Below are 21,708 nucleotides of genomic sequence, written 5' to 3' on the forward strand. Positions count from 1 at the left end.
AAGTCTAATTGCCCCCCGCCACCAAAGGTATAAGTTGTTAAGAAACCATTAAAAGATCTATTCAAAGGAGTGACAGATGAGCGAGAGCAAGGTCTACCCGGTCAAACCCCACATCAGCAGCAATGCACTGCTAGACAAGGGCGACTACGCCGCCATGTATCAGGCCTCCGTCGAGGATCCCGATACCTTCTGGGGAGAGCAGGGAAAAATTCTCGACTGGATGAAACCCTATAGCAAGGTCAAGAACACCTCCTACGATCCGAGCCATGTCTCTATCAAATGGTTTGAAGATGGCCAGCTCAACGTCTCGGCCAACTGTCTCGATCGCCATCTCGCCGAGCGTGGCGACAAGGTCGCCATCATCTGGGAAGGGGACAACCCCGCCGAAGATCGCAAACTCACCTACCGCGAACTGCACAGCGAAGTGTGCAAGTTTGCCAACGTATTGAAAGCACAAGGGGTTCACCGCGGCGACGTGGTCTGTCTCTATATGCCGATGGTGCCCGAAGCCGCCATCGCCATGCTGGCCTGTACCCGCATCGGCGCGGTACACAGCATCGTCTTCGGCGGCTTCTCGCCGGAAGCGCTGGCTGGTCGCATCATCGACTCGGGCTCGCACATCGTCATCACCGCCGACGAGGGGCTGCGTGGTGGCCGTCCGGTGCCGCTCAAGAAGAATGTGGATGAAGCGCTCACCAACCCGGAAACCCAGGTCAACAAGGTGATCGTCCTCAAGCGCACCGGCGGCAATGTCGCCTGGCACAACCACCGCGACATCTGGTGGCATGAAGCGACCGCAGCCGTCAGCAGCGATTGCCCGCCCGAGGCGATGAACGCCGAAGATCCGCTCTTTATCCTCTATACCTCCGGCTCCACCGGCAAACCCAAAGGGGTGCTTCACACCACTGGCGGCTATCTGGTCTATGCCACCCTCACCTTCAAATATGTGTTCGACTACCACGAAGAGGATATCTACTGGTGTACCGCCGATGTGGGCTGGGTCACCGGCCACTCCTATCTGGTCTACGGGCCGCTTGCCAATGGTGCCACCACCATCATGTTCGAAGGGGTGCCCAACTACCCGGCCACCAACCGCATGAGTCAGGTGGTGGACAAGCACCAGGTCACCATCCTCTATACCGCCCCCACCGCCATCCGCGCCCTGATGGCCAAAGGCAACGAAGCGGTCACCGGCACCTCGCGCCAGAGCCTGCGCATCATGGGCTCGGTGGGTGAACCCATCAACCCTGAAGCCTGGGAGTGGTACTACCGCACCATTGGTGATGAGCGCTGCCCCATTGTCGATACCTGGTGGCAAACCGAGACCGGCGGCATCCTGATTACGCCGCTGCCCGGCGTCACCGACCTGAAACCGGGCTCGGCGACTCGTCCCTTCTTCGGGGTGCAACCGGCGCTGGTCGACAACATGGGCGAACCGCTGGAGGGGGCTACCGAGGGCAACCTGGTGATCACCGACTCCTGGCCTGGTCAGATGCGCACCGTGTTCGGCGATCACGAGCGCTTTGAGCAGACCTACTTCTCCACCTTCCCGGGCCGCTACTTCACCGGCGACGGTGCCCGTCGCGACGAGGACGGCTACTACTGGATCACCGGTCGGGTGGATGATGTACTGAACGTCTCCGGCCACCGCATGGGTACCGCCGAAATTGAATCGGCGCTGGTGGCCCATCCCAAGATCGCTGAAGCCGCGGTGGTGGGGGTGCCCCACGAGATCAAGGGTCAGGGTATCTATGCCTATGTCACCCTGATCGCCGGGGAAGAGCCAAGCCGCGAGCTGCATAAAGAGGTGAAGGAGTGGGTGCGCAAGGAGATTGGCGCCATCGCTACGCCAGATGTCATTCACTGGGCAGAGGGGCTGCCGAAGACCCGTTCCGGCAAGATCATGCGTCGCATCTTGCGCAAGATCGCCACCGGCGAGACCGACAGTTTGGGTGATATCTCCACCCTGGCGGATCCGGGGGTGGTAGACAAACTCATTCGCGAGAAGTCGGAAGCTGCCTGATCTCGCTTCGTTTGTAGCTCGATAAAGCCGGCCCTGTGCCGGCTTTGTCGTTTCTCATCTGCCAGCAAACAGCAAGGCGGTAGCTACGAAGCCTTGCCGACCGAAACGTGCAATAAATAGCCAGATGTAGAGATTAGACCAGTAAAATGCTGCTAATTTTCACGAAATCAATATAATTGCGAAATCTGTGTGCCAGGGCACACCGATTTGCGCAGAAAATGGCTAGATTTCTGGTAGTCCACAAGATAGCTGATAGATAGCAGCATTATCATCGAGGATGTACTCAATATGTCGCAAAATCACCGCATTCTCCTGCTCAACGGACCGAACCTGAATCTGCTGGGCAAACGGGAACCAGGTATCTACGGCAGCAAGACGCTTGATGAGATCGTCGCCGATCTGAAGCTTAACGCCAGCGAACTCGGTGTCACTCTGGAACATCTGCAATCCAACGCCGAACATGAGTTGGTCGGCCGCATCCATCAGGCCATGGGCCAGGTGGATTTTATCATCATCAATCCAGCCGCCTTCACCCACACCAGCGTCGCCATTCGCGATGCGCTGCTGGGTGTCGCCATCCCTTTTATCGAGGTTCACCTGTCAAACGTCCATGCCAGGGAGCCGTTCCGTCATCACTCCTATCTGTCTGATGTCGCTAAAGGGGTCATTTGTGGTCTGGGGGCCGATGGCTACCAATTCGCTTTAACCGCGGCCGTGCACCATCTGCGCGCGGCTTGATAATCACTGATCAGATAAAGAAGAAAGAGAATGCTAATGGATATCCGCAAAATCAAGAAGCTGATTGAACTGGTTGAAGAGTCCGGCATCGCCGAACTGGAGATCTCCGAAGGTGAAGAGTCCGTTCGCATCAGCCGCAACTTCTCCGGTCAGGTGACCACCGCCATGCCGCAGATGATGATGCAGCAAGCCGCTCCGGTTGCCGCACCTGCCGCTGCCGCCCCGGTTGCCGCCGCACCGGCCGCAGATGCCGCCCCGAGCGGTCACCTGATGCGCTCCCCGATGGTTGGCTCCTTCTACCGCTCCTCCAGCCCGGATGCCAAGCCGTTCGCGGAAGTGGGTCAGCAAGTCAATGTCGGCGACACCCTGTGCATCGTCGAAGCCATGAAAATGATGAACCAAATCGAGTCTGACAAGGCCGGTGTGATCAAAGCGATCCTGGTTGAAAATGGTCAGGCCGTCGAATTTGACGAGCCGCTGTTCATCATCGAATAAGGGAAATCGCCACCCATGTTGGACAAAGTAGTCATCGCCAACCGCGGTGAAATAGCCCTGCGGATCCTGCGCGCCTGTAAAGAGCTCGGGATCAAGACAGTGGCCGTTCACTCCACCGCCGACCGGGAGCTCAAACATGTGCTGCTGGCCGACGAATCCATCTGTATCGGCAGACCGGCCAGTACCGAATCCTACCTCAACGTCCCGGCCATCATCGCCGCCGCCGAGGTAACCGGTGCCGTGGCCATCCACCCGGGTTACGGCTTCCTCTCCGAGAACGCCGATTTCGCCGAAGTGGTCGAAAAATCCGGCTTCATCTTCATCGGCCCGCGCGCCGAGACCATTCGCCTGATGGGTGACAAGGTCTCCGCCATCGAAGCGATGAAGAAAGCGGGCGTACCGTGTGTACCGGGCTCCGACGGCCCCGTCGATAACGACGCCAAGCACAACGCCGCCATTGCCAAACGCATCGGCTATCCGGTGATCATCAAGGCCGCCGGTGGCGGTGGTGGTCGCGGTATGCGCGTGGTGCGCAATGAAGCGGAACTGGCGGGCGCCATTGCCCTGACCAAATCCGAAGCGGGCCAGTTCTTTAAGAACGACATGGTCTACATGGAGAAGTACCTGGAAAACCCGCGCCACATCGAAATTCAGGTGTTGGCAGACGGCCAGGGCAACGCCCTCTATCTGGGCGAGCGTGACTGCTCCATGCAGCGTCGTCACCAGAAAGTGGTGGAAGAGGCGCCGGCACCCGGCATCACCGCCGAAATGCGCAAGTTCATCGGCGAGCGTTGTGTGCGCGCCTGTATCGAGATCGGCTACCGCGGTGCGGGTACTTTCGAGTTCCTGTACGAGAACGGCGAGTTCTATTTCATCGAAATGAACACCCGTATTCAGGTTGAGCATCCGGTCACCGAGATGGTCACCGGTATCGATCTGATCAAGGAGCAACTGCGCATCGCCGCCGGTCAGCCCCTGTCGATCACCCAGCAGGATATCCGCATCCGTGGCCATGCCATCGAGTGCCGGATCAACGCCGAAGATCCGGCCACCTTCATGCCCTCTCCGGGTCTGGTTCAGCGCTTCCACGCGCCGGGTGGTCTGGGCGTGCGTTGGGACTCCCACATTTATGCCGGTTACAAGGTACCGCCCCACTACGATTCAATGATCGGCAAGCTGATCTGTTACGGCGAGAATCGTGACATTGCCATCGCCCGTATGCGTCATGCGCTGGACGAGCTGGTGGTGGAAGGGATCAAGACCAACGTACCGCTGCAAAAAGAGATCATGAAAGACGAAAACTTCCAGCACGGTGGCACCAATATCCACTATCTGCACAAGAAGTTGGGTCTGTAAGGATCGCTGATAGAGACCGGACTTCCGATGGAAGTCTGCTCCGCAAGGAGCCTCTGCTGAAAAAGGGCCATGGCGACATGGCCCTTTTTTGTTATCCTTGCGCCCCTCAAATTTGTCGGAGGCCAAGGTGAACCGTTTTGCTCTCGCCCGCCGGGAAGCAGCTTTCTGCCTGCTGCTGACCCTGTTCTACTTCTTTGCCTGGTATGGCACCGCCTATTTTATCCCGCCCCAGCTGGAGTTGTGGGGGCTGCCGTTGTGGTTCCTGCTCAGCTGCATGCTGATGCCACTGCTCATTCTGCTCTGTGCCCTGATGGTGAACCGGCTGTTTGTGGAGATCCCCCTCGATACCCACTCCCCTTCCGGCAAGGAGTCATCCCATGAATCTTGAGTTGATGCTGCCGCTCGTCATCTATCTGGTGCTGGTGCTGGGGGTGGGTTTCTGGGCCAGCCGCCATCGCGCGCAAGGCAACTTCGTGCAGGAGTACTTCATCGGCAACCGCAGCATGGGCGGGCTGGTGCTGGCGATGACGCTAGTGGCTACCTACACCTCAGCCTCCTCCTTTATCGGCGGACCGGGCGCGGCCTACAAGATCGGTCTGGGCTGGGTGTTGCTGGCGATGATCCAGCTGCCCACCGTCTGGCTCACTCTGGGGGTGCTTGGCAAGAAGTTCGCCATCATCGCCCGCCGGGTCAATGCGGTGACCATCAACGACATGCTGTGGGCCCGCTACCAGAGCAAGGCTGTGGTGATCCTCGGCTCCATTACTATCATCCTCGCCTTTATCGCGACCATGGTGGTGCAGTTTATCGGCGGCGCTCGCCTGCTGGAGACCGCCACCGGCCTCTCCTACCAGCAGGGGTTGATGCTGTTTGCCAGCTGTGTGCTGCTCTACACCATCATCGGCGGCTTCCGCGCCGTGGTGATGACCGATGCCCTGCAGGGGATCATCATGCTGATCGGCACCGGCGCCCTGCTGGCAGGAATTCTGATTGCCGGTGACGGCCTGCCGAACCTTATCCACCAGCTCAGGGAGATCGATCCCAAGCTGGTCAGCCCGCAAGGGGCCGGCGACATGCTGACCCAGCCCTTTATGCTGAGCTTCTGGATCCTGGTCTGTGTCGGGGTGGTGGGGCTACCCCACTCGGCGCTGCGCTGTTTTGGCTATCGCGACAGCAAGGCGCTCCATCGCGGCATTCTGATCGGTACTGTGGTCAGCGCCCTGCTGATGTTCGGCATGCATCTGGCGGGCGCCCTTGGCCGCGCCATCCTGCCCGGCATGGACAGCCCGGACAAGATCATGCCCTCCCTGATGATGGAAGTGCTGCCCCCCTGGCTGGCCGGGGTCTTTCTGGCGGCGCCGATGGCGGCCATCATGTCCACCATCGACTCCCAGCTGATCCAGGCTTCCGCCACTCTGGTGAAAGATCTCTACCTCAACTATCTGAGTCCAAAGCAGGAGAAGCTGGAGGTGCGCATCCCCCGCCTATCCCTGCTCTGCACCCTGATCTTGGGCACCCTGGTGCTGCTGGCGGCACTGCAACCGCCCGAGATGATCATCTGGCTCAACCTGCTCGCCTTTGGCGGTCTGCAGGCGGTGTTCCTCTGGCCACTGGTGCTCGGCCTCTACTGGTCACGGGCCAACGGCCCGGGCGCACTGGCCAGTATGGTCAGCGGCATCGTCAGCTATGGGGTACTCAGTCAGTGGGGGATCAAGCTGGCTGGCCTGCACGCCATCGTGCCAAGCCTCACGCTGGCGCTGGTGGTCTTTATCACGGTCAGCCTGCTGACGGCACCGCCCTCGCGGGAAGTGCGCGAGCTTTTCGGGCAGAAATAATAAAAATATAAATTAGGGGTTCCAAAACTATCCCCAAATAGGTGTTTTCCGGTTAAACTGTGCGCCAAGTCACAGAACGTAGCCGCTGTATGCCCGTTAAAGCCACTCGACAAGTCGTTACTCAAGCCCTGCAGCGGCTCGGTTATGCCCTGCTGCTGCCCGTCTCCATCCTGCCGATGGCGGCGTTGATCTACCGGCTTGGTCAACCCGACGTGCTCGATTTGGCGGTGCTCTCCCTCACTGGTCAGGCGATCTTCAGCCAGATGCCGCTTATCTATGCGGTGGCGATCGCCTTTGGCCTGAGTCGGCAGGAGCTGGGCGGACAGACGCTGGCGGGTGCGGTCAACTTCCTGCTGCTCAGCACCGCCTTCAATACGCTGGCCCCCAACCTGCACGCCGACATGATCTGCGGTCTGCTGGCGGGGCTCACCACCGCAATCATCTACCCCTGGGTACACCAGCAAACCCTGCCCCGCTGGCTGCAGATCGCCAGGGGGGAGTTTCCCAGCCTGCTGGTGTCGGCCTTGGCCTGCCTGCTGATCGCCATCCCCCTTTCGCTGCTGTGGCCGCCGCTGGAGCGCGGGCTGACCCTGCTCACTTCCGAGCTGCTTATCACGCCGTTTGGCGCCTTCTGCTACGGCACCCTCAACCGCTTGCTAATCCCGCTCGGACTCCATCAGGTATTGGGCAGCGTCATCGGCCTTGGCGAGAGCAACCTGCAGGCGCTGGCCACCGCCCAGCCCCTTCATGAAGGATATGTAGCCGGTCTTTACCCCATCATCATGTTCGGCCTGCCGGGCGCCTGTTTTGCCATCTGGCTGCACCGCCAACGGATGCAGCGGCTGCCACAGGGCGGGCTGCTGCTCACCCTGGCGCTAACCTCGGCACTGGTGGGTATCACAGAGCCTATCGAATTTTTGTTCGCCTTTACCGCCCCCTGGCTGTTTCTCGCCCACGCCCTGCTGACCGGGCTATCGCTCGCTGTCTGTAGCGGGCTGGGGATCAAGGTGGGCAGTTACTTCTCCGCCGGTCTGCTGGATCTAGTGCTGAGCTATCAGGCAGGGGAGCACAGCTTCTGGCTCATCCCGGTCGGTATCCTGTTCTTCGTTGCCTACACCCTGCTGTTCTATCAACTTCTGGAGCGTGCCCCGCTCAGCATGCCGAGCAAGCCCATCGCAGTGGAGCATCCGCGCCTTGCCAGTGTTGCCCCCTCAGACCCGCAGATGCTGGCGATCCAGTACCTCAAGGTGCTGGGCGGGATGGACAATCTGGTGGCGATGAGTGTCTGTATCACCCGCCTCAGCCTGCGGGTGCGCGATATTTCACTGGTGGATGAATCCCGCCTACTGGGCCTGGGCTGCCTCTCCTGGATCCAGCTCAACGACCACCAGCTGGTGCTGGTGCTGGGCCCCAGTGCCAGCCTGATTGAAGGGCAGATCCGCATGCTGGCGGAGCGCCAGTCGGTCCCGCTCGGCCTCAAACCAAATCAGGAGTCGGCCAGCCAGAGCAGCTGGTAACTCAGGCAAACGGCAACCGCTCGGCCACGAAATCCATCAGAGTGCGTAGGGCGGGAGCCAGATGCTCCCGGCTCGGATAGATAAGGTAAAACGGGTTGGCCGGAATGGGCTGATCCGGCAACACCTTCTGCAATCGCCCCGCCGCCAAATCCCCTTCACAGACATGGTGGGGCAACAGGGCAATCCCCCCGTCATGAAGCGCCATCTCCCGCAGCGCCAGCAAGCTGTTGCTGACACAGGCCCCCTGTGGCCGCCAGCCCCCCTCCTGCAATGGCCACACCGGCATGGCCGAGTGCACCAGACAGGCATAACGACCCAGCTCGCTCAGCTGTTGCGGCATGCCGTGGGCCGCCAGATAGGCGGGCGCCGCCACCAGATGGCGCGCCACCTGACCGATGCGCCGACAGATGAGGCTGGAGTCTTTCAGCGGCGCCGCCCGCAGCGCCAAATCATAACCTTCCCCCACCAGATCGAGCTGATCGTCACTCAGGGTCAGCTCCAGCACCACCTCGGGATAGAGGGCGCGAAACTCGGCGAGGATCCGGCCGAGCAGCAGGGTGCCGGTCGCCTCGGGGGCGGTGATCCGCACCCGCCCCGCCGGGGCCGAGCGCAGCCGTGCCATCGCCAGATTGGCGCTGCGGGCCAGTGCCAGCAGTCCCTGACAGTGCTCCACATAGAGTTCACCCTGCGGAGTCAGGCTCAACCTGCGGGTGGTGCGCTGCAACAGCCGCACCCCGAGCTGGGATTCGAGCCGCGAGATCTTCTGGCTCACCGATGACTTGGGCATACCAAGCAGCTCGGCGGCCCGGGTAAAGCTCCCCTGCTCCACCACGGTGGCAAACAGTCCCATCAACTCCAGATCGACATTGTTCATATATTCAAACAGTCTTTACCGATTACCCATCTTAATCTTGATAATCAACCAGACTAGAGTGAGTGGCAATCCCGAACACAGCAATTTGAAAGGAAAAACCATGAAAGCCATTGCCCTGACTCAGTATCTGCCAAGCGACCACCCCGACTGTTTCATCGCCGCCAACCTGCCCGATCCGGTTCCGGGTCCGCGGGATCTGCTGGTGCGGGTCACCGCCACCTCCGTCAATCCGGTAGATACCAAGGTGCGCTCCCCCAAGGCCAAAATTGAAAGCTCGCCCCGGGTACTGGGTTGGGATGCGGTGGGGGAAGTGATCGCCACCGGCAGCGAAGTGACCCTGTTCAAGGCGGGCGACCGGGTCTGGTATGCCGGCGATATCAGCCGCCCGGGCAGCAACAGCGCCCTGCAACTGGTGGATGAGCGCATCGCCGCGATCGCCCCCACCAGCGTGAGCGATGTGGAGGCCGCCGCCCTGCCGCTCACCGCTATCACCGCTTGGGAGACCCTGTTCGAGCGCTTCGCTCTTACCCGCGAAAGCCGTGGCAAACTGCTGATCATCGGCGGCGCCGGTGGCGTGGGCTCCATCGCCATCCAGCTGGCCCGCCAGCTCACCGGTATGGAGGTGATTGCTACCGCCTCCCGCCCCGAGAGCCGCGATTGGTGCCTCGAAATGGGCGCCCATCAGGTCGTGAACCACCACAAGTTGCAGGAGGAGCTGACCGCCCTTGGCATCACTCAGGTCGATGCCATCTTCTGCACCAACGCCACCGCCGAGCACTGGGCCACCATGGCAGGGCTGATCCGCCCGTTTGGCCATATCTGCACCATCGCCGAATCGAGCGAGCCGTGGGATCTCTCCCTGCTCAAGAGCAAGAGTGTCACCTTCAGCCAGGAGTTCATGTTCACCCGCTCCCTGTTCCAGACGCCGGACATGATCGAGCAACACCGCCTGCTCGGCCGGGTGGCGGCACTGGTCGATGAAGGGGTACTGCAGACCACCCTGACCAGAACCATCCCTTCGCTGACCCCGGTCACGCTGGCTCAGGCCCATGCCGAGGTGGAAGCAGGCCGCATGGTAGGCAAGCTGGTGATCGACATGAGCGGCTTTGCCAACTAAGCCCTCAAACGCACCATGATGGGATAAGTTCACCAAGGAGATGCCCCAAACGGGCACAATCAGCGGCACTCATGACAGCCTGTGGCAGACCAACGTCCGACAATCAGCCAAAAAAGAGGCCATTTCGCGAGAAATGGCCTGAATACCTGAACATTGGGGTAACAATCACACACATATCCTTATGCAGGACATATTAGTCTTTGCATCTGGCGTGCCAACAGCAGCATGAATGCGCCAAAACGGCGTCAGCCCATCCTTGAGCAAGGTTTCGACCTTGCTCTTTTTTTGTCTGGCAGACTGTTTACCAAGCAAAGAAGTGCAGATAAAAAAATGCCACCCGAGGGTGGCAGTGAAAGATGACGGAACTTGAGCAAAGCGTTCAGCGAAAACCGGTCGTCTTCGCCTGCATAGTGCAATACAGGAACCGTGCCAATCCGGCAAAAGCCCCCGTATCCCTCCACGTCATGGGCAAACCACGACAGCACTGCCCCATGATGGTAGAATCTCGCGGTTTCACATTTATGAAGAGTCGACGCCATGCCCTGGATACAAATTCGAATCAACGCCACTGCCAAGACCGCAGACAAGGTGAGCAACATGCTGCTGGGGCGTGGAGCCCAGGCGGTGACCTTTATGGATGCCAAGGATGTGCCCGTCTACGAACCCATGCCCGGTGAAACCCCGCTCTGGGGCGAGACCGAAGTGATGGGTCTGTTTGATGCCGAAACCGATCCGGCCCCCACCATCGCCTTCTTCCAGCAGATCTTCGGCGAAAATGTCGGCTACAAGGTCGAGCAGCTGGAAGACAAGGACTGGGTGCGAGAGTGGATGGATCACTTCCACCCGATGCAGTTTGGCGAGCGCCTCTGGATCTGCCCGAGCTGGCGCGACGTGCCGAACCCCGATGCAGTCAACGTCATGCTGGATCCGGGTCTGGCCTTCGGTACCGGTACCCACCCCACCACCGCCCTCTGCCTGCAGTGGCTGGACGGGCTGGATCTGGCCGGTAAAACCGTGGTCGATTTTGGCTGTGGCTCCGGCATTCTCGGCATCGCCGCCCTGAAACTGGGTGCTGCCCGCGTTATCGGCATCGACATCGACCCGCAGGCCATTCAGGCCAGCCGCGACAACGCTGCGCGCAACGGCGTCGCCGACCAGATTGAGCTCTATCTGCCGGCCGACCAGCCGCAAGATGTCGAAGCGGACGTAGTGGTCGCCAACATCCTGGCCGGCCCGCTGCGCGAACTGGCACCGCTGATCGCCGGTCACGGCAAGCCGGGCAGCCTGATGGCCCTCTCCGGCGTGCTGGAGAGCCAGGCCCCGGAGCTGGAAACTACCTACGGCCAGTGGTTCGAGATGGACCCGACCGCCGTCAAGGAGGAGTGGTGCCGCCTCTCCGGCCGCAAGCACGGCTAAGCGCGGGCAACATAGACGCCAACCTCATGCCATCAGGGCTCCCATTCGGGGGCCCTGATTGTTTTGGCCTGTCAGGCTCTTCCCGGTCCGTGGACATGGGCTTGATCGCCCTCCCTTCTGATTGTGCTCGTTTGAAAACAACAGACACCTTTTATTCCGGTAAGATAGCGGTCCGAGCCAACGCAACCGAGAAGGATTTCTTATGCGGATTGCCATTCTGGATGACTATCAGGATCAGGTGCGCCACCTCCCCTGCTTTGCCCTGCTGGCGGGTCATGACGTCACCATCCTCAACCAGAGCGAACCCGATACAACACGCCTTGCCGCCCTGCTGGAAGGAATGGAAGCACTGGTGCTGATCCGCGAGCGTACCCGCATCGACGAACAGCTGCTGATACAGCTTCCCACCCTTAAACTCATCAGCCAGACCGGCAAAGTCAGCCAGCATATCGACCCGGCACTATGCCAGCAGTACGGCGTTGCTGTGGCAGAAGGGATCGGCAGCCCTATTGCTCCCGCCGAGCTGTGCTGGGCGCTCATCATGGCAGCCTCCCGCCATATACCTGCTTACAGCCAGGCGTTAAGCCAAGGCCAATGGCAGCAATCTGGTGACCTCGGTTTGGGACGCACGCTGCATGGGCTGACGCTCGGCATCTGGGGCTACGGCAAGATAGGCCAGCGGATCGCCCGCTATGGCAAGGCATTTGGCATGTCGGTACTGATATGGGGCAGTGAGGCTTCGCGCAGGCAGGCCGAGCTGGATGGCTATGCCTGCGCCTCCAGCAAGGAGGCTCTCTTCAGTCAAGCCGATATCCTCACGCTGCATCTGCGCCTGAGCGAGGCAACCCGCGGCGCTGTTACCCGCGCAGATCTGGCCCGCATGAAAGTTGACTCTCTGCTGGTCAATACCAGCCGTGCCGAACTTATCGAGCCGGGCGCCCTCTATGCAGAGCTCAGTAACCATCCTGGGAAACGGGCCGCGCTCGATGTATTTGACATCGAGCCGGCGACACAGGAAAGCGAGCCCCTGCTGCGTCTGCCCAACGTATTGGCGACGCCTCATCTCGGCTATGTGGAGCAAAACAGCTACGAACTCTACTTTCGCGTGGCGTTCGAGAATGTGCTGGCCTTTGCCGAAGGCAGACCTGCCAACCTGGTTCTGCCCATATCGGGTGGGTGATCACGTTACTTCTGCCGTATTGGCGCCAATATCCAAATCCCTGGCAGATAAAGGAAAGCAACCTTCATGAGCGAATACCAGAAGATGATTAGCAGCCAACCGTACAACTGCATGGCACCCGAGCTGGCCCAGTTGCGCCGGGAAGCGGCACGGCGCTATCACCGTTTCAATCAGGCGGAAGAGGAGGCAGAGCCGCGGGCACTACTGGCGGAGCTAATGGCGAACTGGCAGAGAACGCCTTTATCTGCCCGCCCCTCTACTGTACCTATGGCCGCCACATCCACCTGGGCAAGGACTCCTACATCAATATGGGAGCGACCCTGCTGGACAATGCCCCCATCCGCATCGGAGCCAACGTGATGATTGGGCCAAACGTGCAGATCTATACCGCAGCCCATGCGCTGGAGGCCGACGAACGGATTCAGGGAACAGAGACGGCGCTGCCGGTCACCATTGAAGACAAGGTCTGGATTGGGGGCGGCGCCATCTTGCTGCCCGGCGTCACCATAGGGCGGGAGGCGATCGTCGGCGCGGGCGCCGTAGTCACCAAAGATGTACCGGCCGGTGCTCGGGTAGTCGGCAACCCGGCCCGGATCCTGCCAGCCAAAAACAGGGCATAAGGCTGCCAACCGGGCTGCATGACGATGCTGCCATCAGCTCACAGCAACCCCGACACCCCATAAAAATAAAGCCCAATGTCACGAAGACGTTGGGCTGTTAAAAGGTGCTACGGAATTGCGACTCTCATCGCAGAAAAATTAGAAGGAGTGCCCTTCTAAACTGGCAGGGAGATATTAATGAATGCGCAAACGTTTTACATAGTGAAATACAACAGGATTGCGAGGTACATCGCACTATTTAAATAATTACCTGCTATGGCGCGCGAAGCCTCTTTGACCCATTTATTTTCCCCAATTTCTCTGGTTACTATTCACGGTTAAACAGAAAAGCCCCGATTTCTCGAGGCTTTGCTTCTCTCAACCGCAACGTGGCCGAAAAATCAGAAACGGCGGACAAACTCATCGAGCGGCAGCTCGCGCAGTTTACGCGCTTCCAGCATGGGGGTACCGAGATAGAGGAAACCCACCAGCTGATCCTCTGCCGCCAGTCCCAATCCTTTGTTGATCTGCTCATCGAAGATAAACCAGCCGGAGCGCCAGATACCGTTGAAGCCCTGCGCCTGCGCCGCCATCTGCATCGCCATCAGGGCACAACCGGCAGAGAGTTCCTGCTCCAGTTTCGGCACCTTGGGGTGATCCTGATAACGGGTTGCCACGGCGACGACCAAGGGCGCCCGCAGTGGCGCTTCGCTGCACTTCTTGATGCTCTCTTCATCTTCGCCACGAGCACGGGCGGCGTCCGCCAACAGCTTGCCCAGCCGCTCGCGCCCCTCTCCTTCAAACAGAATGAACTGCCAAGGGGTCAGGGTGCCGTGATCCGGCGCACGCAGGCCCGCCTTGAGGATATTGTCGAGCACCTCACCGCTCGGGGCGGGATCGGCGAGACGGCCACAGGAGTGGCGATTGAGCAACAGGGTGAGGGCATCCATGGGCAATTCCTTCTCTGGGGCAATGATGGCGCTACCTTAGCACAGCACCGAATGAAGAAAACCCCTGAGGCTCAGGGGTTTATCGCACTATAAAGGGCAGGATGGCACTGTTGGCTAGATGATCGCAGCCAGCTCGGCCCCTTGCCGGATGGCGCGCTTGGCATCCAGCTCGGCGGCCACGTCGGCTCCGCCGATGATGTGCACCGGCTTGCCTGCCGCCTGCAACCCGGCCTGCAGCTCTTTAAGGGGCTCCTGCCCGGCGCAGACGATAACCTGATCCACCGGCAGACACTGCTTGGTCTCGCCGACCTGAATGTGCAAGCCCTCGTCATCGATCCCCAGATATTGCACCCCGGAGAGCATCTGCACCTTGCGGTTCTTGAGCACGGTACGGTGGATCCAGCCGGTGGTCTTGCCAAGTCCGTCACCCACCTTGCTCTCCTTGCGCTGGAGCAGCCAGATCTGGCGCTCGGGGGCGTCGATTTCAGGAGCCGTGAGGCCACCGCGCTCGCCAAGCTGTTTGTCGATGCCCCACTCCTTGAGCCAGTGATCACGGTGCCCATCGGCATCCATCTCCACTTTCTTCTCGACCAGATACTCAGCTACATCGAAGCCGATACCGCCGGCACCGATCACCGCCACCTTCTGGCCGACCGGTTTGTGATCCCGCAATACATCGAGATAACTCATCACCTTGGCATGCTCGATGCCCGGAATGTTGGGGGTGCGCGGACGAATACCGGTAGCGAGGATCACCTCGTCAAAACCGCCGCCGAGCAGGCTCTCGGCACTCTGGCGCTGGCCCAGATAGAGCTCGACACCGCACTTCTCCAGCCGTTTGGCGAAATAGCGCAGGGGTTCGTGAAACTCCTCCTTGCCCGGGATCTGCTTGGCGAAGTTGAACTGGCCGCCGATTTCGCTGGCTTGATCGAACAGGCTCACCTGATGACCGCGCTCGGCAGCGTAGCAGGCAAACGCCAGCCCGGCCGGGCCCGCCCCCACCACCGCCAGCTTCTTGGGCTGGGGCACGCGGCCAAACGTCAATTCGGTCTCGAAACAGGCTCGAGGATTGACCAGACAGGAGGCCCGCTTCTGCTTGAACACATGGTCAAGGCAGGCCTGGTTGCAGGCGATACAGGTGTTGATCTCGTCCGCCCGGTTCTCGGCCGCCTTGATGACAAATTCGGGATCCGCCAGGAAGGGGCGCGCCATGGAGACCATATCCGCCTCTCCCCCCGCCAGAATCCGCTCGGCCACCTCCGGGGTGTTGATCCGGTTGGTGGTAATGAGGGGCACCTTGAGGTGTTTTTTCAGCTCGGCAGTGACCCAGCTGAAGGCGCCGCGCGGCACGCTGGTGGCAATGGTGGGAATGCGCGCTTCGTGCCAACCGATGCCGGTGTTGATCAGGGTCACCCCCACCGCTTCCAGCGCTTTGCCAAGGGCGATCACCTCTTCCAGGGTCGAGCCCTGCTCCACCAGATCCAGCATGGAGAGGCGGAAGATAATGATGAAGTCGGTGCCGACCCGCTCGCGGATGGCGCGGACAATCTCCACCGGGAAGCGCATCCGCTTTTCGCTGCTGCCGCCCCAGCCATCGGTGCGCTTGTTGGTGCGCTCGCAAATGAACTGGTTGATGAGATAGCCTTCCGAGCCCATCACCTCGACGCCGTCATAACCGGCCGCCTTGGCCAACGCTGCTGTAGCCGCGAAGTCGCGGATGGTGCCGCGGATCTGCCGCTCGCTCATGGCGCGCGGCTTGAACGGGGAGATGGGGGCCTTGAGGGCGCTCGGCGCCAGACTGAACGGATGATAGGCGTAACGACCGGCATGGAGGATCTGCAGCGCTATCTTGCCCCCCTCCTGATGCACGGCGCTGGTCACCTTCTTGTGCTTGCTCACCTGCCAGGGAAAGCTCAGCTGGGAGCCGTGAGGCACCAGCCGACCGCGCAGATTGGGGGCTATACCACCGGTGACGATAAGGCCAACGCCACCACGGGCTCGCTCGGCGTAAAAGGCGGCCAGCTTGTCAAAACCGCCCTTCTCCTCTTCGAGGCCGGTATGCATGGAGCCCATCAAGACGCGGTTGCGCAGCTGGGTAAAACCAAGGTCGAGCGGGGTCAGCAAGGTCGGATAGCGGCTCACGATGCCTCCAGTTAATTTTTTGTTATCAAACTGAGGCTAGAGTAAAGAATCGAAAATTCTTTTTCAAACAAATGTTTGGACAATTTTTCAGCGAACAGCCGTGCCCTGAACGAAGATAGGGGGGATCCGCCAGTCGGAAATGGCAATTTCGCCCGCAACTGGTTAATAATGGCTCTTCTCTACCCATTAACAGGGCGATAACGCGACTATGTCTATTTTCAAAGGTCTGGGTTGGTTGTTCCGCAGCCTGTGGCGCCTGCTCAATTTCACCCGGCTGATGCTGGTCAATCTGCTGTTTCTCATCGTAGTGCTGGTCATCGTCTTCAGCGTCAGCCAGAAAGAGGCACCCAAGGCGCCCATCGAAGGGGCGCTGACCCTCAATCTCAACGGCGTGCTGGTGGAGCAACGCTCCCAGACAGATCCCACCGTACAACTGTTGCGTCAGATGGACAGCAGCGATGAGCAGCCGAGCGAGATCGTCCTCTCCGACCTGCTATGGGCCATCAAGAGTGCCAAGGATGACGAGCGCATCAAGGCGTTGGTGATCAAGCCACAAGGGCTGCAGGGAGCAAACTTCACCAAACTGCAGGAGGTGGCGAGTGCCATCGACTCCTTCCGGGAGAGCGGCAAACCGGTGATCGCCATGGCCGACTTCTACACTCAGGGGCAATACCTGCTGGCGGCCCACGCCGATCACGTGCTGCTCAACCAGAGCGGCGCCGTGGTGATCGAGGGGCTTGGTGTCTACCAGACCTACTTCAAGTCGGCGCTGGAGAAGCTCAACATCACCCCGCATGTATTCAAGGTCGGCACCTACAAATCCTTCGTCGAGCCCTATACCCGCGACGAGATGTCCCCCGAGAGCAAAGAGGCGAACCAGCGCTGGCTGGATCAGCTGTGGCAGTCCTATGTGGCTGACGTAGCCGAGCAGCGGGAGATCGAACCCGATGCGGTCGCGCCGGGCAAGGAGCGCTTCCTCGAGCTGCTGCGCAAGGCCGGTGGCAATGCCGCCAACTACGCCCTCGACAACGGTCTGGTGGATCAGCTGGCCACCCGCGACGAGATGACCCAGGCGGTCATTAAAGAGGTGGGTGAAGCTGACGATCACGGCTGGAAAGGGGTCGGCCTGAAAGAGTATCTGGCCGCCATTTCGGATCAGTATCCCCAGAGCGGCAAGGATGAGGTGGGTCTGGTGGTCGCCAGCGGCGCCATCATGGATGGCGTACAGCCTGCCGGTACCATCGGCGGTGATAGCCTCTCCGACCTGCTGGCCGATGCCCGTCGCGATGACAAGGTCAAAGCCGTGGTCCTGCGGGTCGACAGCCCGGGCGGCAGCGCCTTCGCCGCCGAGCAGATCCGCGCCGAGCTGCTGGCCCTGAAACAGGCAGGCAAACCGGTAGTGGTCTCCATGGGCAGCTATGCCGCCTCCGGTGGCTACTGGATCTCCGCCGATGCGGACAAGATCTTCGCCTCCCCCACCACCCTCACCGGCTCCATCGGGGTATTCGGCATGTTCGCCACCATCGACAAGGCGTTGGCTCAGTTCGGTGTGCATACCGACGGGGTCGGCACCACAGATTACGTTGGCGTCGGCCCGACCCGCGCTCTGCCGGATCACGTCGGTCAGGCTATCCAGCTGAGCGTGGAAGATACCTACCAGCGCTTCATCGGTCTGGTCAGCAAAGGTCGTGGTCTGAGCCCGGAAGAGGCCGAGAAGGCGGCCGAAGGCCGAGTCTGGACCGGCGAAGATGCCAAGGCCCTGGGTCTGGTGGACGAGTTCGGCAATCTGGATGACGCCATCAAGGCCGCCGCCGAGCTGGCCAACCTCAAAGAGTGGCAGGTCACCCCCATCGAGCAGGAGGAGTCCACCAAGGACAAGTTCCTGCGCCAGCTGTTTGACAGCAGTGCCCAAGTGCTGGCCCCCCAGTTGCAAAGCTGGCTGCCGGCTGGATTTGGCAAGGCATTGGTGGAAGTGAACCGCAGTCTCGACCCGCTCACCCGCTTCAACGATCCGCAAGGCACCTACGCCTTCTGCCCGGTCTGCGTGCAGTAAGCAAGCGGTGACTCCCCCATAAAAAAACGGCGACCAGATGGTCGCCGTTTTCTTTATTCAGCCAGTGCGCGCGGCACCGCCAACTTGCTCAATCAGGGATTGAGGCGGGTCGGCATACCGGTACGCTGCTCCAGCACCTGCTTGACCACGTTGGAGTCAGACTCGGCGTGAGCGATGAAGCGGGTGATAGCCGGTGTCATCGGGAGCGGCACGGAGGCGGTGGAGTTGAACTCCTCCTCGGTGCGCGACAGCGGCTCGTGTACTTCCATGTAGCGACCGCCATCCGGCTCGACCGTGGTCTTGACCGGCTGGTTGACGAACTGAACGCGGGTGCCGACCGGCACGTTGTCGAACAGATACTTGATGTCGTCAGCACGCAGACGCACGCAACCGCTGCTCACCCGCAGACCGATACCGAAGGTGGCGTTGGTGCCGTGGATGGCATAGAGGTTGCCGATATAGAGGGCGTGCAGACCCATGGGGTTATCCGGACCGGCTGGCCATACTGCCGGCAGAGTCTTGCCCTGGGCGGCATAGCGACGACGGATGTTCTCGGTCGGGGTCCAGGTCGGGTTGGCGCGCTTGCGCTCTACCTTGGTGATCCAGTTCTCCGGGGTGTTTACCCCCAGTTGACCGATGCCGATGGGCAGTACTTCCACCACGTTCTTCCCTTTCGGGTAGTAGTAGAGACGCATCTCGGCAACGTTGATGACGATCCCTTCGCGGGGCGCGTTGGGCAGGATCAGCTGGTGGGGGATGATCAGGGTGCTACCCGCTTTCGGCAGATAGGGATCAACGCCCGGGTTGGCTTCCATGATGTTGGTCAGACCCAGCTGGAAGTCAGCAGCGATCTGCTCCAGCGGACGGTTGTCCGCAGGCACCACGTATTCCTGATTTTCACCGATCAGGCGGCTGTTGGCCGCAGGCAGACGGTACTCGACGGCGGCAGCCTGCTGGCTGACCAGCGCAAAAGTGCATAAAAGGGCCGAAGCGGCAGTGCGAAGGGGATTCATAAAATTCCTGTGTGGTTTCCTGTACCAAATGGGCCGGGGGCCGTCTCATCCTCGGTCTGCCGGTGGCGGGTCAACCTGCCCCACGACGCCAATAACCGAGCGCGCATTCTTTCCTGAGTCGGCCAAAATTTCAACTTCCATATGTTGCTTTTCTTGTTAAAAGTAGCCGTTTTCGATGTGACGCTTATCAACAGGGCAAAAGCCACACTGGCAAGTCGCAGCTGAGTGAAAGATGAATGGCACGGCCCGCCTGTCAGCGAGCCACCCGAGCCCCCATCAACCACAACGCAGCGCCACCTTGCTTCACGGTTGCAGCCCTAGCTAAAACGTTTGTCGCATCGGGGGAGATAAGCCAATGTCGAGGGAGGCTTTGTATTGGCATGAAGAGGGATAAAACCGTGCGTCGGCCACCCGCCGGTGCCGGTTTCAGCTATAAAAAAACCGCTCCGAAGAGCGGTTAATGGAGCCACCAGGCAACCATAAAAGGGACTACAGGTAGTTGTCATTGGAATTACTGGACGGCTGCCTCTCCGGTGCCACTCTGCTCTTTGAGGAAGCTGATCCACGGAGATGCCCGACCGCTGACGTTACCATTCTGAGCCGCCTGGGTGAAGGCGTTGAGGGCCTCCTTCGGCTTTTGTTGCTCAAAATAGGCGACCCCGGTCAGGAACTTGAGATCAGCACGCTGTTCACCATTGGCATTGGCTGCCGGTTTGGCGGCCAGCGCCACCAGATCCTGATAGCGTTTGCTCTGGATCATCATGCGTGCCATTTTCAGCTGCAATTCAGCGCTCGGGGCCAGCTGGTAAGATTTGGCCAGGGTGTCGATGGCCGGATCCAGCTCCTTGGCCTGATGCCAATAGTTGGCCAGGGTCTTGTAGTTGCTGGCGCTCGGCTCAATCACCCCATCCTTCATCCCCTTCTCCATCACCCGTGCGGCGCGATGGGGAATGCCGGTGAAGGCGAGGTAGTTGGCCAACCGCTGCAGCTCGGCGGCCTCGGTCAACATGCCGAGGTTGTAGGCCGACTCCAGCGCCGCCAGCGCCTTGGCATCGTTGCCTGCCTGCATATGCATGGCCGAGAGCTGGGTCCAGTACTTCTTCTTCTCCGGGAACATGTTGACCAGAGAGGTCAGCACCTCGGTCGCCGGTTTGTACTGTTTCAACTCGTAGTGAGCCCCCATCTTCAGCAGATACCAGGACTCCGGCGCTTTACCTGCCGACAGCTTGATCGCCTGATCCACTGCCGGGATCGCGTCACGGTACTGCTTGAGCTGCACGTGGGCGTTGGCCAGCGTGATATAGGCATGGGAGTTGGGCTTGTCATCCTTGCCCTGGTTGGCAAACCACTCCTTCATGGTCTTGATCGACCCCTGGTAATTGCCCTCAGCCATATAGAGCTGGGCCAGGTTGTAGCGCACCTGCTGGGCCACCGGTGGCGGCAGGCCGCCTGTCGCGATGGCATCGGCAAAGTACTTGGTCGCCTGACCGTATTTCTCCTGCTGGGCGGCTACGAAACCGAGAGTCTGCAATATGACCCCCTTGTCGTAGACCCGCTCGCCCGCGCTGGAGAGTGCCTCCTGCAATCTGGCATTCGCCAGACCGTATTGCTTGTCAGTGATCAGCTCCTGCGCCTTGTTGACCGCCCGATAAGCCCGATCCGACAGGGCCGGCTGCTCGGCGGCCCAACTGGCGGTGCTGAGCAGCACCGCCATGGCGACCGGGGCGAGGATCATCTTGTGTAACTTGTTCATCGCCACCTTCCTTAGTTGACCGCAAACTCGATCTCTTGCTGCATACGGCTCGCCTGCGGCTTGCCATCCACAATGGCCGGTTTGAACGTCCACTTGGCGATGGTTTTGCGCGCCTCTTTGCCGAGGTCATAGCTGCGCGGCTCTTCCTTGACGATCCGCACGTTGCTGACGGTGCCGCGCTCGGTGACGGTGAACTCCACCAGCACCTTGCCGGAGGCCAGCCCCGCCAGTGCCGCCTTGCGGGGCATCATGGGCTCGAAGGTTGCCAGCGGAATGGCGCCGTTGTTGCCACCGACGCCGCCACCACCGCCGCCGGTGCTGTAGGCACCCAGGGCGTTGCCACCACCGATATTGACCGGGATGTCGAGCTTGGGCATGTCCATCGGTGCGCTCTCCATCTTCGGCCGATCCGTGCTGGCCACCTCCATCTCGGGAGGCGGCGGCGGACGCTTGGGCGGCGGCGGTTTGGGCAGCTCCCGCTGTTTCTCTTGCAGGGTCTCCTGGGGCTTGAGGCGGATGAAATCGGTCATGGTGACGTCATCCTTCTCCACCAGCTCCCGGTGATCCGGTGTGATCAGCTTGTTCATTCCCAGAAACAGAAAGAACACCACCACACAGGAGACCGCCAACGATATCAGGTATCTCAT

At 60.3% G+C, this 21,708-nt stretch carries 17 protein-coding genes and 1 pseudogene; 12 read left to right on the forward strand and 6 right to left on the reverse strand.

What is annotated here, in order from left to right:
• The first annotated feature begins 76 nt into the window (after positions 1–76).
• From acs to ACTG2O_RS21110, 7 genes are all read left to right on the forward strand, one after another.
• Positions 77–2,023, forward strand: a complete 1,947-nt coding sequence (gene acs / locus ACTG2O_RS21080) for an acetate--CoA ligase (RefSeq protein ID WP_236284873.1) — start codon at positions 77–79, stop codon at positions 2,021–2,023.
• Between the two features lie 288 nt (positions 2,024–2,311).
• Positions 2,312–2,761, forward strand: a complete 450-nt coding sequence (gene aroQ, locus ACTG2O_RS21085) for a type II 3-dehydroquinate dehydratase (RefSeq protein ID WP_005338907.1) — start codon at positions 2,312–2,314, stop codon at positions 2,759–2,761.
• Positions 2,762–2,797: 36 nt separating this feature from the next.
• Positions 2,798–3,256, forward strand: a complete 459-nt coding sequence (gene accB, locus ACTG2O_RS21090) for an acetyl-CoA carboxylase biotin carboxyl carrier protein (protein ID WP_005338908.1) — start codon at positions 2,798–2,800, stop codon at positions 3,254–3,256.
• Between the two features lie 15 nt (positions 3,257–3,271).
• Positions 3,272–4,612 (forward strand): acetyl-CoA carboxylase biotin carboxylase subunit, encoded by a 1,341-nt coding sequence (accC, locus tag ACTG2O_RS21095; protein ID WP_005338910.1) that lies wholly within the window; start codon positions 3,272–3,274, stop codon positions 4,610–4,612.
• Positions 4,613–4,739: 127 nt separating this feature from the next.
• Positions 4,740–5,000 (forward strand): YhdT family protein, encoded by a 261-nt coding sequence (locus tag ACTG2O_RS21100; protein ID WP_439976596.1) that lies wholly within the window; start codon positions 4,740–4,742, stop codon positions 4,998–5,000.
• Entirely contained in the window at positions 4,990–6,447 is a 1,458-nt protein-coding gene (panF, locus tag ACTG2O_RS21105; RefSeq protein WP_139443124.1) for a sodium/pantothenate symporter, read from the forward strand. Before ACTG2O_RS21100 ends, panF begins: the two co-directional genes overlap by 11 nt.
• Before the next feature lie 89 nt (positions 6,448–6,536).
• A complete protein-coding gene (locus ACTG2O_RS21110; RefSeq protein WP_368157033.1) occupies positions 6,537–7,964 on the forward strand; it encodes a PTS transporter subunit EIIC in 1,428 nt (475 codons plus the stop codon).
• 1 nt (position 7,965) lies between these two features.
• Here the strand turns inward: ACTG2O_RS21110 and ACTG2O_RS21115 are convergent, their stop codons facing one another.
• Positions 7,966–8,838: a LysR family transcriptional regulator gene (locus ACTG2O_RS21115; protein WP_162504381.1), complete on the reverse strand. Its 873-nt coding sequence runs from the start codon at positions 8,836–8,838 to the stop codon at positions 7,966–7,968.
• A gap of 100 nt (positions 8,839–8,938) precedes the next feature.
• Here ACTG2O_RS21115 and ACTG2O_RS21120 point away from each other — a divergent pair, with 100 nt between their 5' ends.
• From ACTG2O_RS21120 to ACTG2O_RS21135, 4 genes and pseudogenes are all read left to right on the forward strand, one after another.
• Positions 8,939–9,955 (forward strand): zinc-binding alcohol dehydrogenase family protein, encoded by a 1,017-nt coding sequence (locus ACTG2O_RS21120; RefSeq protein WP_128815707.1) that lies wholly within the window; start codon positions 8,939–8,941, stop codon positions 9,953–9,955.
• A gap of 537 nt (positions 9,956–10,492) precedes the next feature.
• A complete protein-coding gene (gene prmA / locus ACTG2O_RS21125; RefSeq protein ID WP_439976597.1) occupies positions 10,493–11,371 on the forward strand; it encodes a 50S ribosomal protein L11 methyltransferase in 879 nt (292 codons plus the stop codon).
• A gap of 202 nt (positions 11,372–11,573) precedes the next feature.
• Positions 11,574–12,551, forward strand: a complete 978-nt coding sequence (locus ACTG2O_RS21130) for a D-2-hydroxyacid dehydrogenase family protein (RefSeq protein ID WP_279499870.1) — start codon at positions 11,574–11,576, stop codon at positions 12,549–12,551.
• Between the two features lie 66 nt (positions 12,552–12,617).
• Positions 12,618–13,171: pseudogene (locus ACTG2O_RS21135) on the forward strand (sugar O-acetyltransferase).
• 380 nt (positions 13,172–13,551) lie between these two features.
• Here ACTG2O_RS21135 and ACTG2O_RS21140 read toward each other — a convergent pair.
• Both ACTG2O_RS21140 and ACTG2O_RS21145 read right to left on the reverse strand, forming a co-directional pair.
• The gene (locus tag ACTG2O_RS21140) at positions 13,552–14,100 is read right to left on the reverse strand and encodes an NAD(P)H nitroreductase (RefSeq protein ID WP_005358403.1); all 549 of its coding nucleotides are present in this window, start codon (positions 14,098–14,100) and stop codon (positions 13,552–13,554) included.
• A gap of 114 nt (positions 14,101–14,214) precedes the next feature.
• Positions 14,215–16,242 (reverse strand): oxidoreductase, encoded by a 2,028-nt coding sequence (locus ACTG2O_RS21145; protein ID WP_439976598.1) that lies wholly within the window; start codon positions 16,240–16,242, stop codon positions 14,215–14,217.
• 208 nt (positions 16,243–16,450) lie between these two features.
• Between ACTG2O_RS21145 and sppA the strand changes: the two genes are divergently transcribed.
• The gene (sppA, locus tag ACTG2O_RS21150) at positions 16,451–18,295 is read left to right on the forward strand and encodes a signal peptide peptidase SppA (protein ID WP_439976599.1); all 1,845 of its coding nucleotides are present in this window, start codon (positions 16,451–16,453) and stop codon (positions 18,293–18,295) included.
• Between the two features lie 92 nt (positions 18,296–18,387).
• Here the strand turns inward: sppA and ACTG2O_RS21155 are convergent, their stop codons facing one another.
• The 3 genes from ACTG2O_RS21155 to ACTG2O_RS21165 form a co-directional block, all read right to left on the reverse strand.
• Positions 18,388–19,308 carry a L,D-transpeptidase family protein gene (locus tag ACTG2O_RS21155; protein WP_005338927.1) on the reverse strand — a complete coding sequence of 307 codons (921 nt, stop codon included), beginning with the start codon at positions 19,306–19,308 and terminating at the stop codon, positions 18,388–18,390.
• A 511-nt stretch (positions 19,309–19,819) separates the two neighbouring features.
• A complete protein-coding gene (locus ACTG2O_RS21160; RefSeq protein ID WP_439976600.1) occupies positions 19,820–21,061 on the reverse strand; it encodes a tetratricopeptide repeat protein in 1,242 nt (413 codons plus the stop codon).
• 11 nt (positions 21,062–21,072) lie between these two features.
• On the reverse strand, positions 21,073–21,708 hold the full coding sequence (locus tag ACTG2O_RS21165; RefSeq protein ID WP_236284851.1) for an energy transducer TonB: 636 nt from the start codon (positions 21,706–21,708) through the stop codon (positions 21,073–21,075).

This window comes from Aeromonas sp. 61P (assembly GCF_051919545.1).
Taxonomy (GTDB): Bacteria; Pseudomonadota; Gammaproteobacteria; order Enterobacterales; family Aeromonadaceae; genus Aeromonas; species Aeromonas veronii.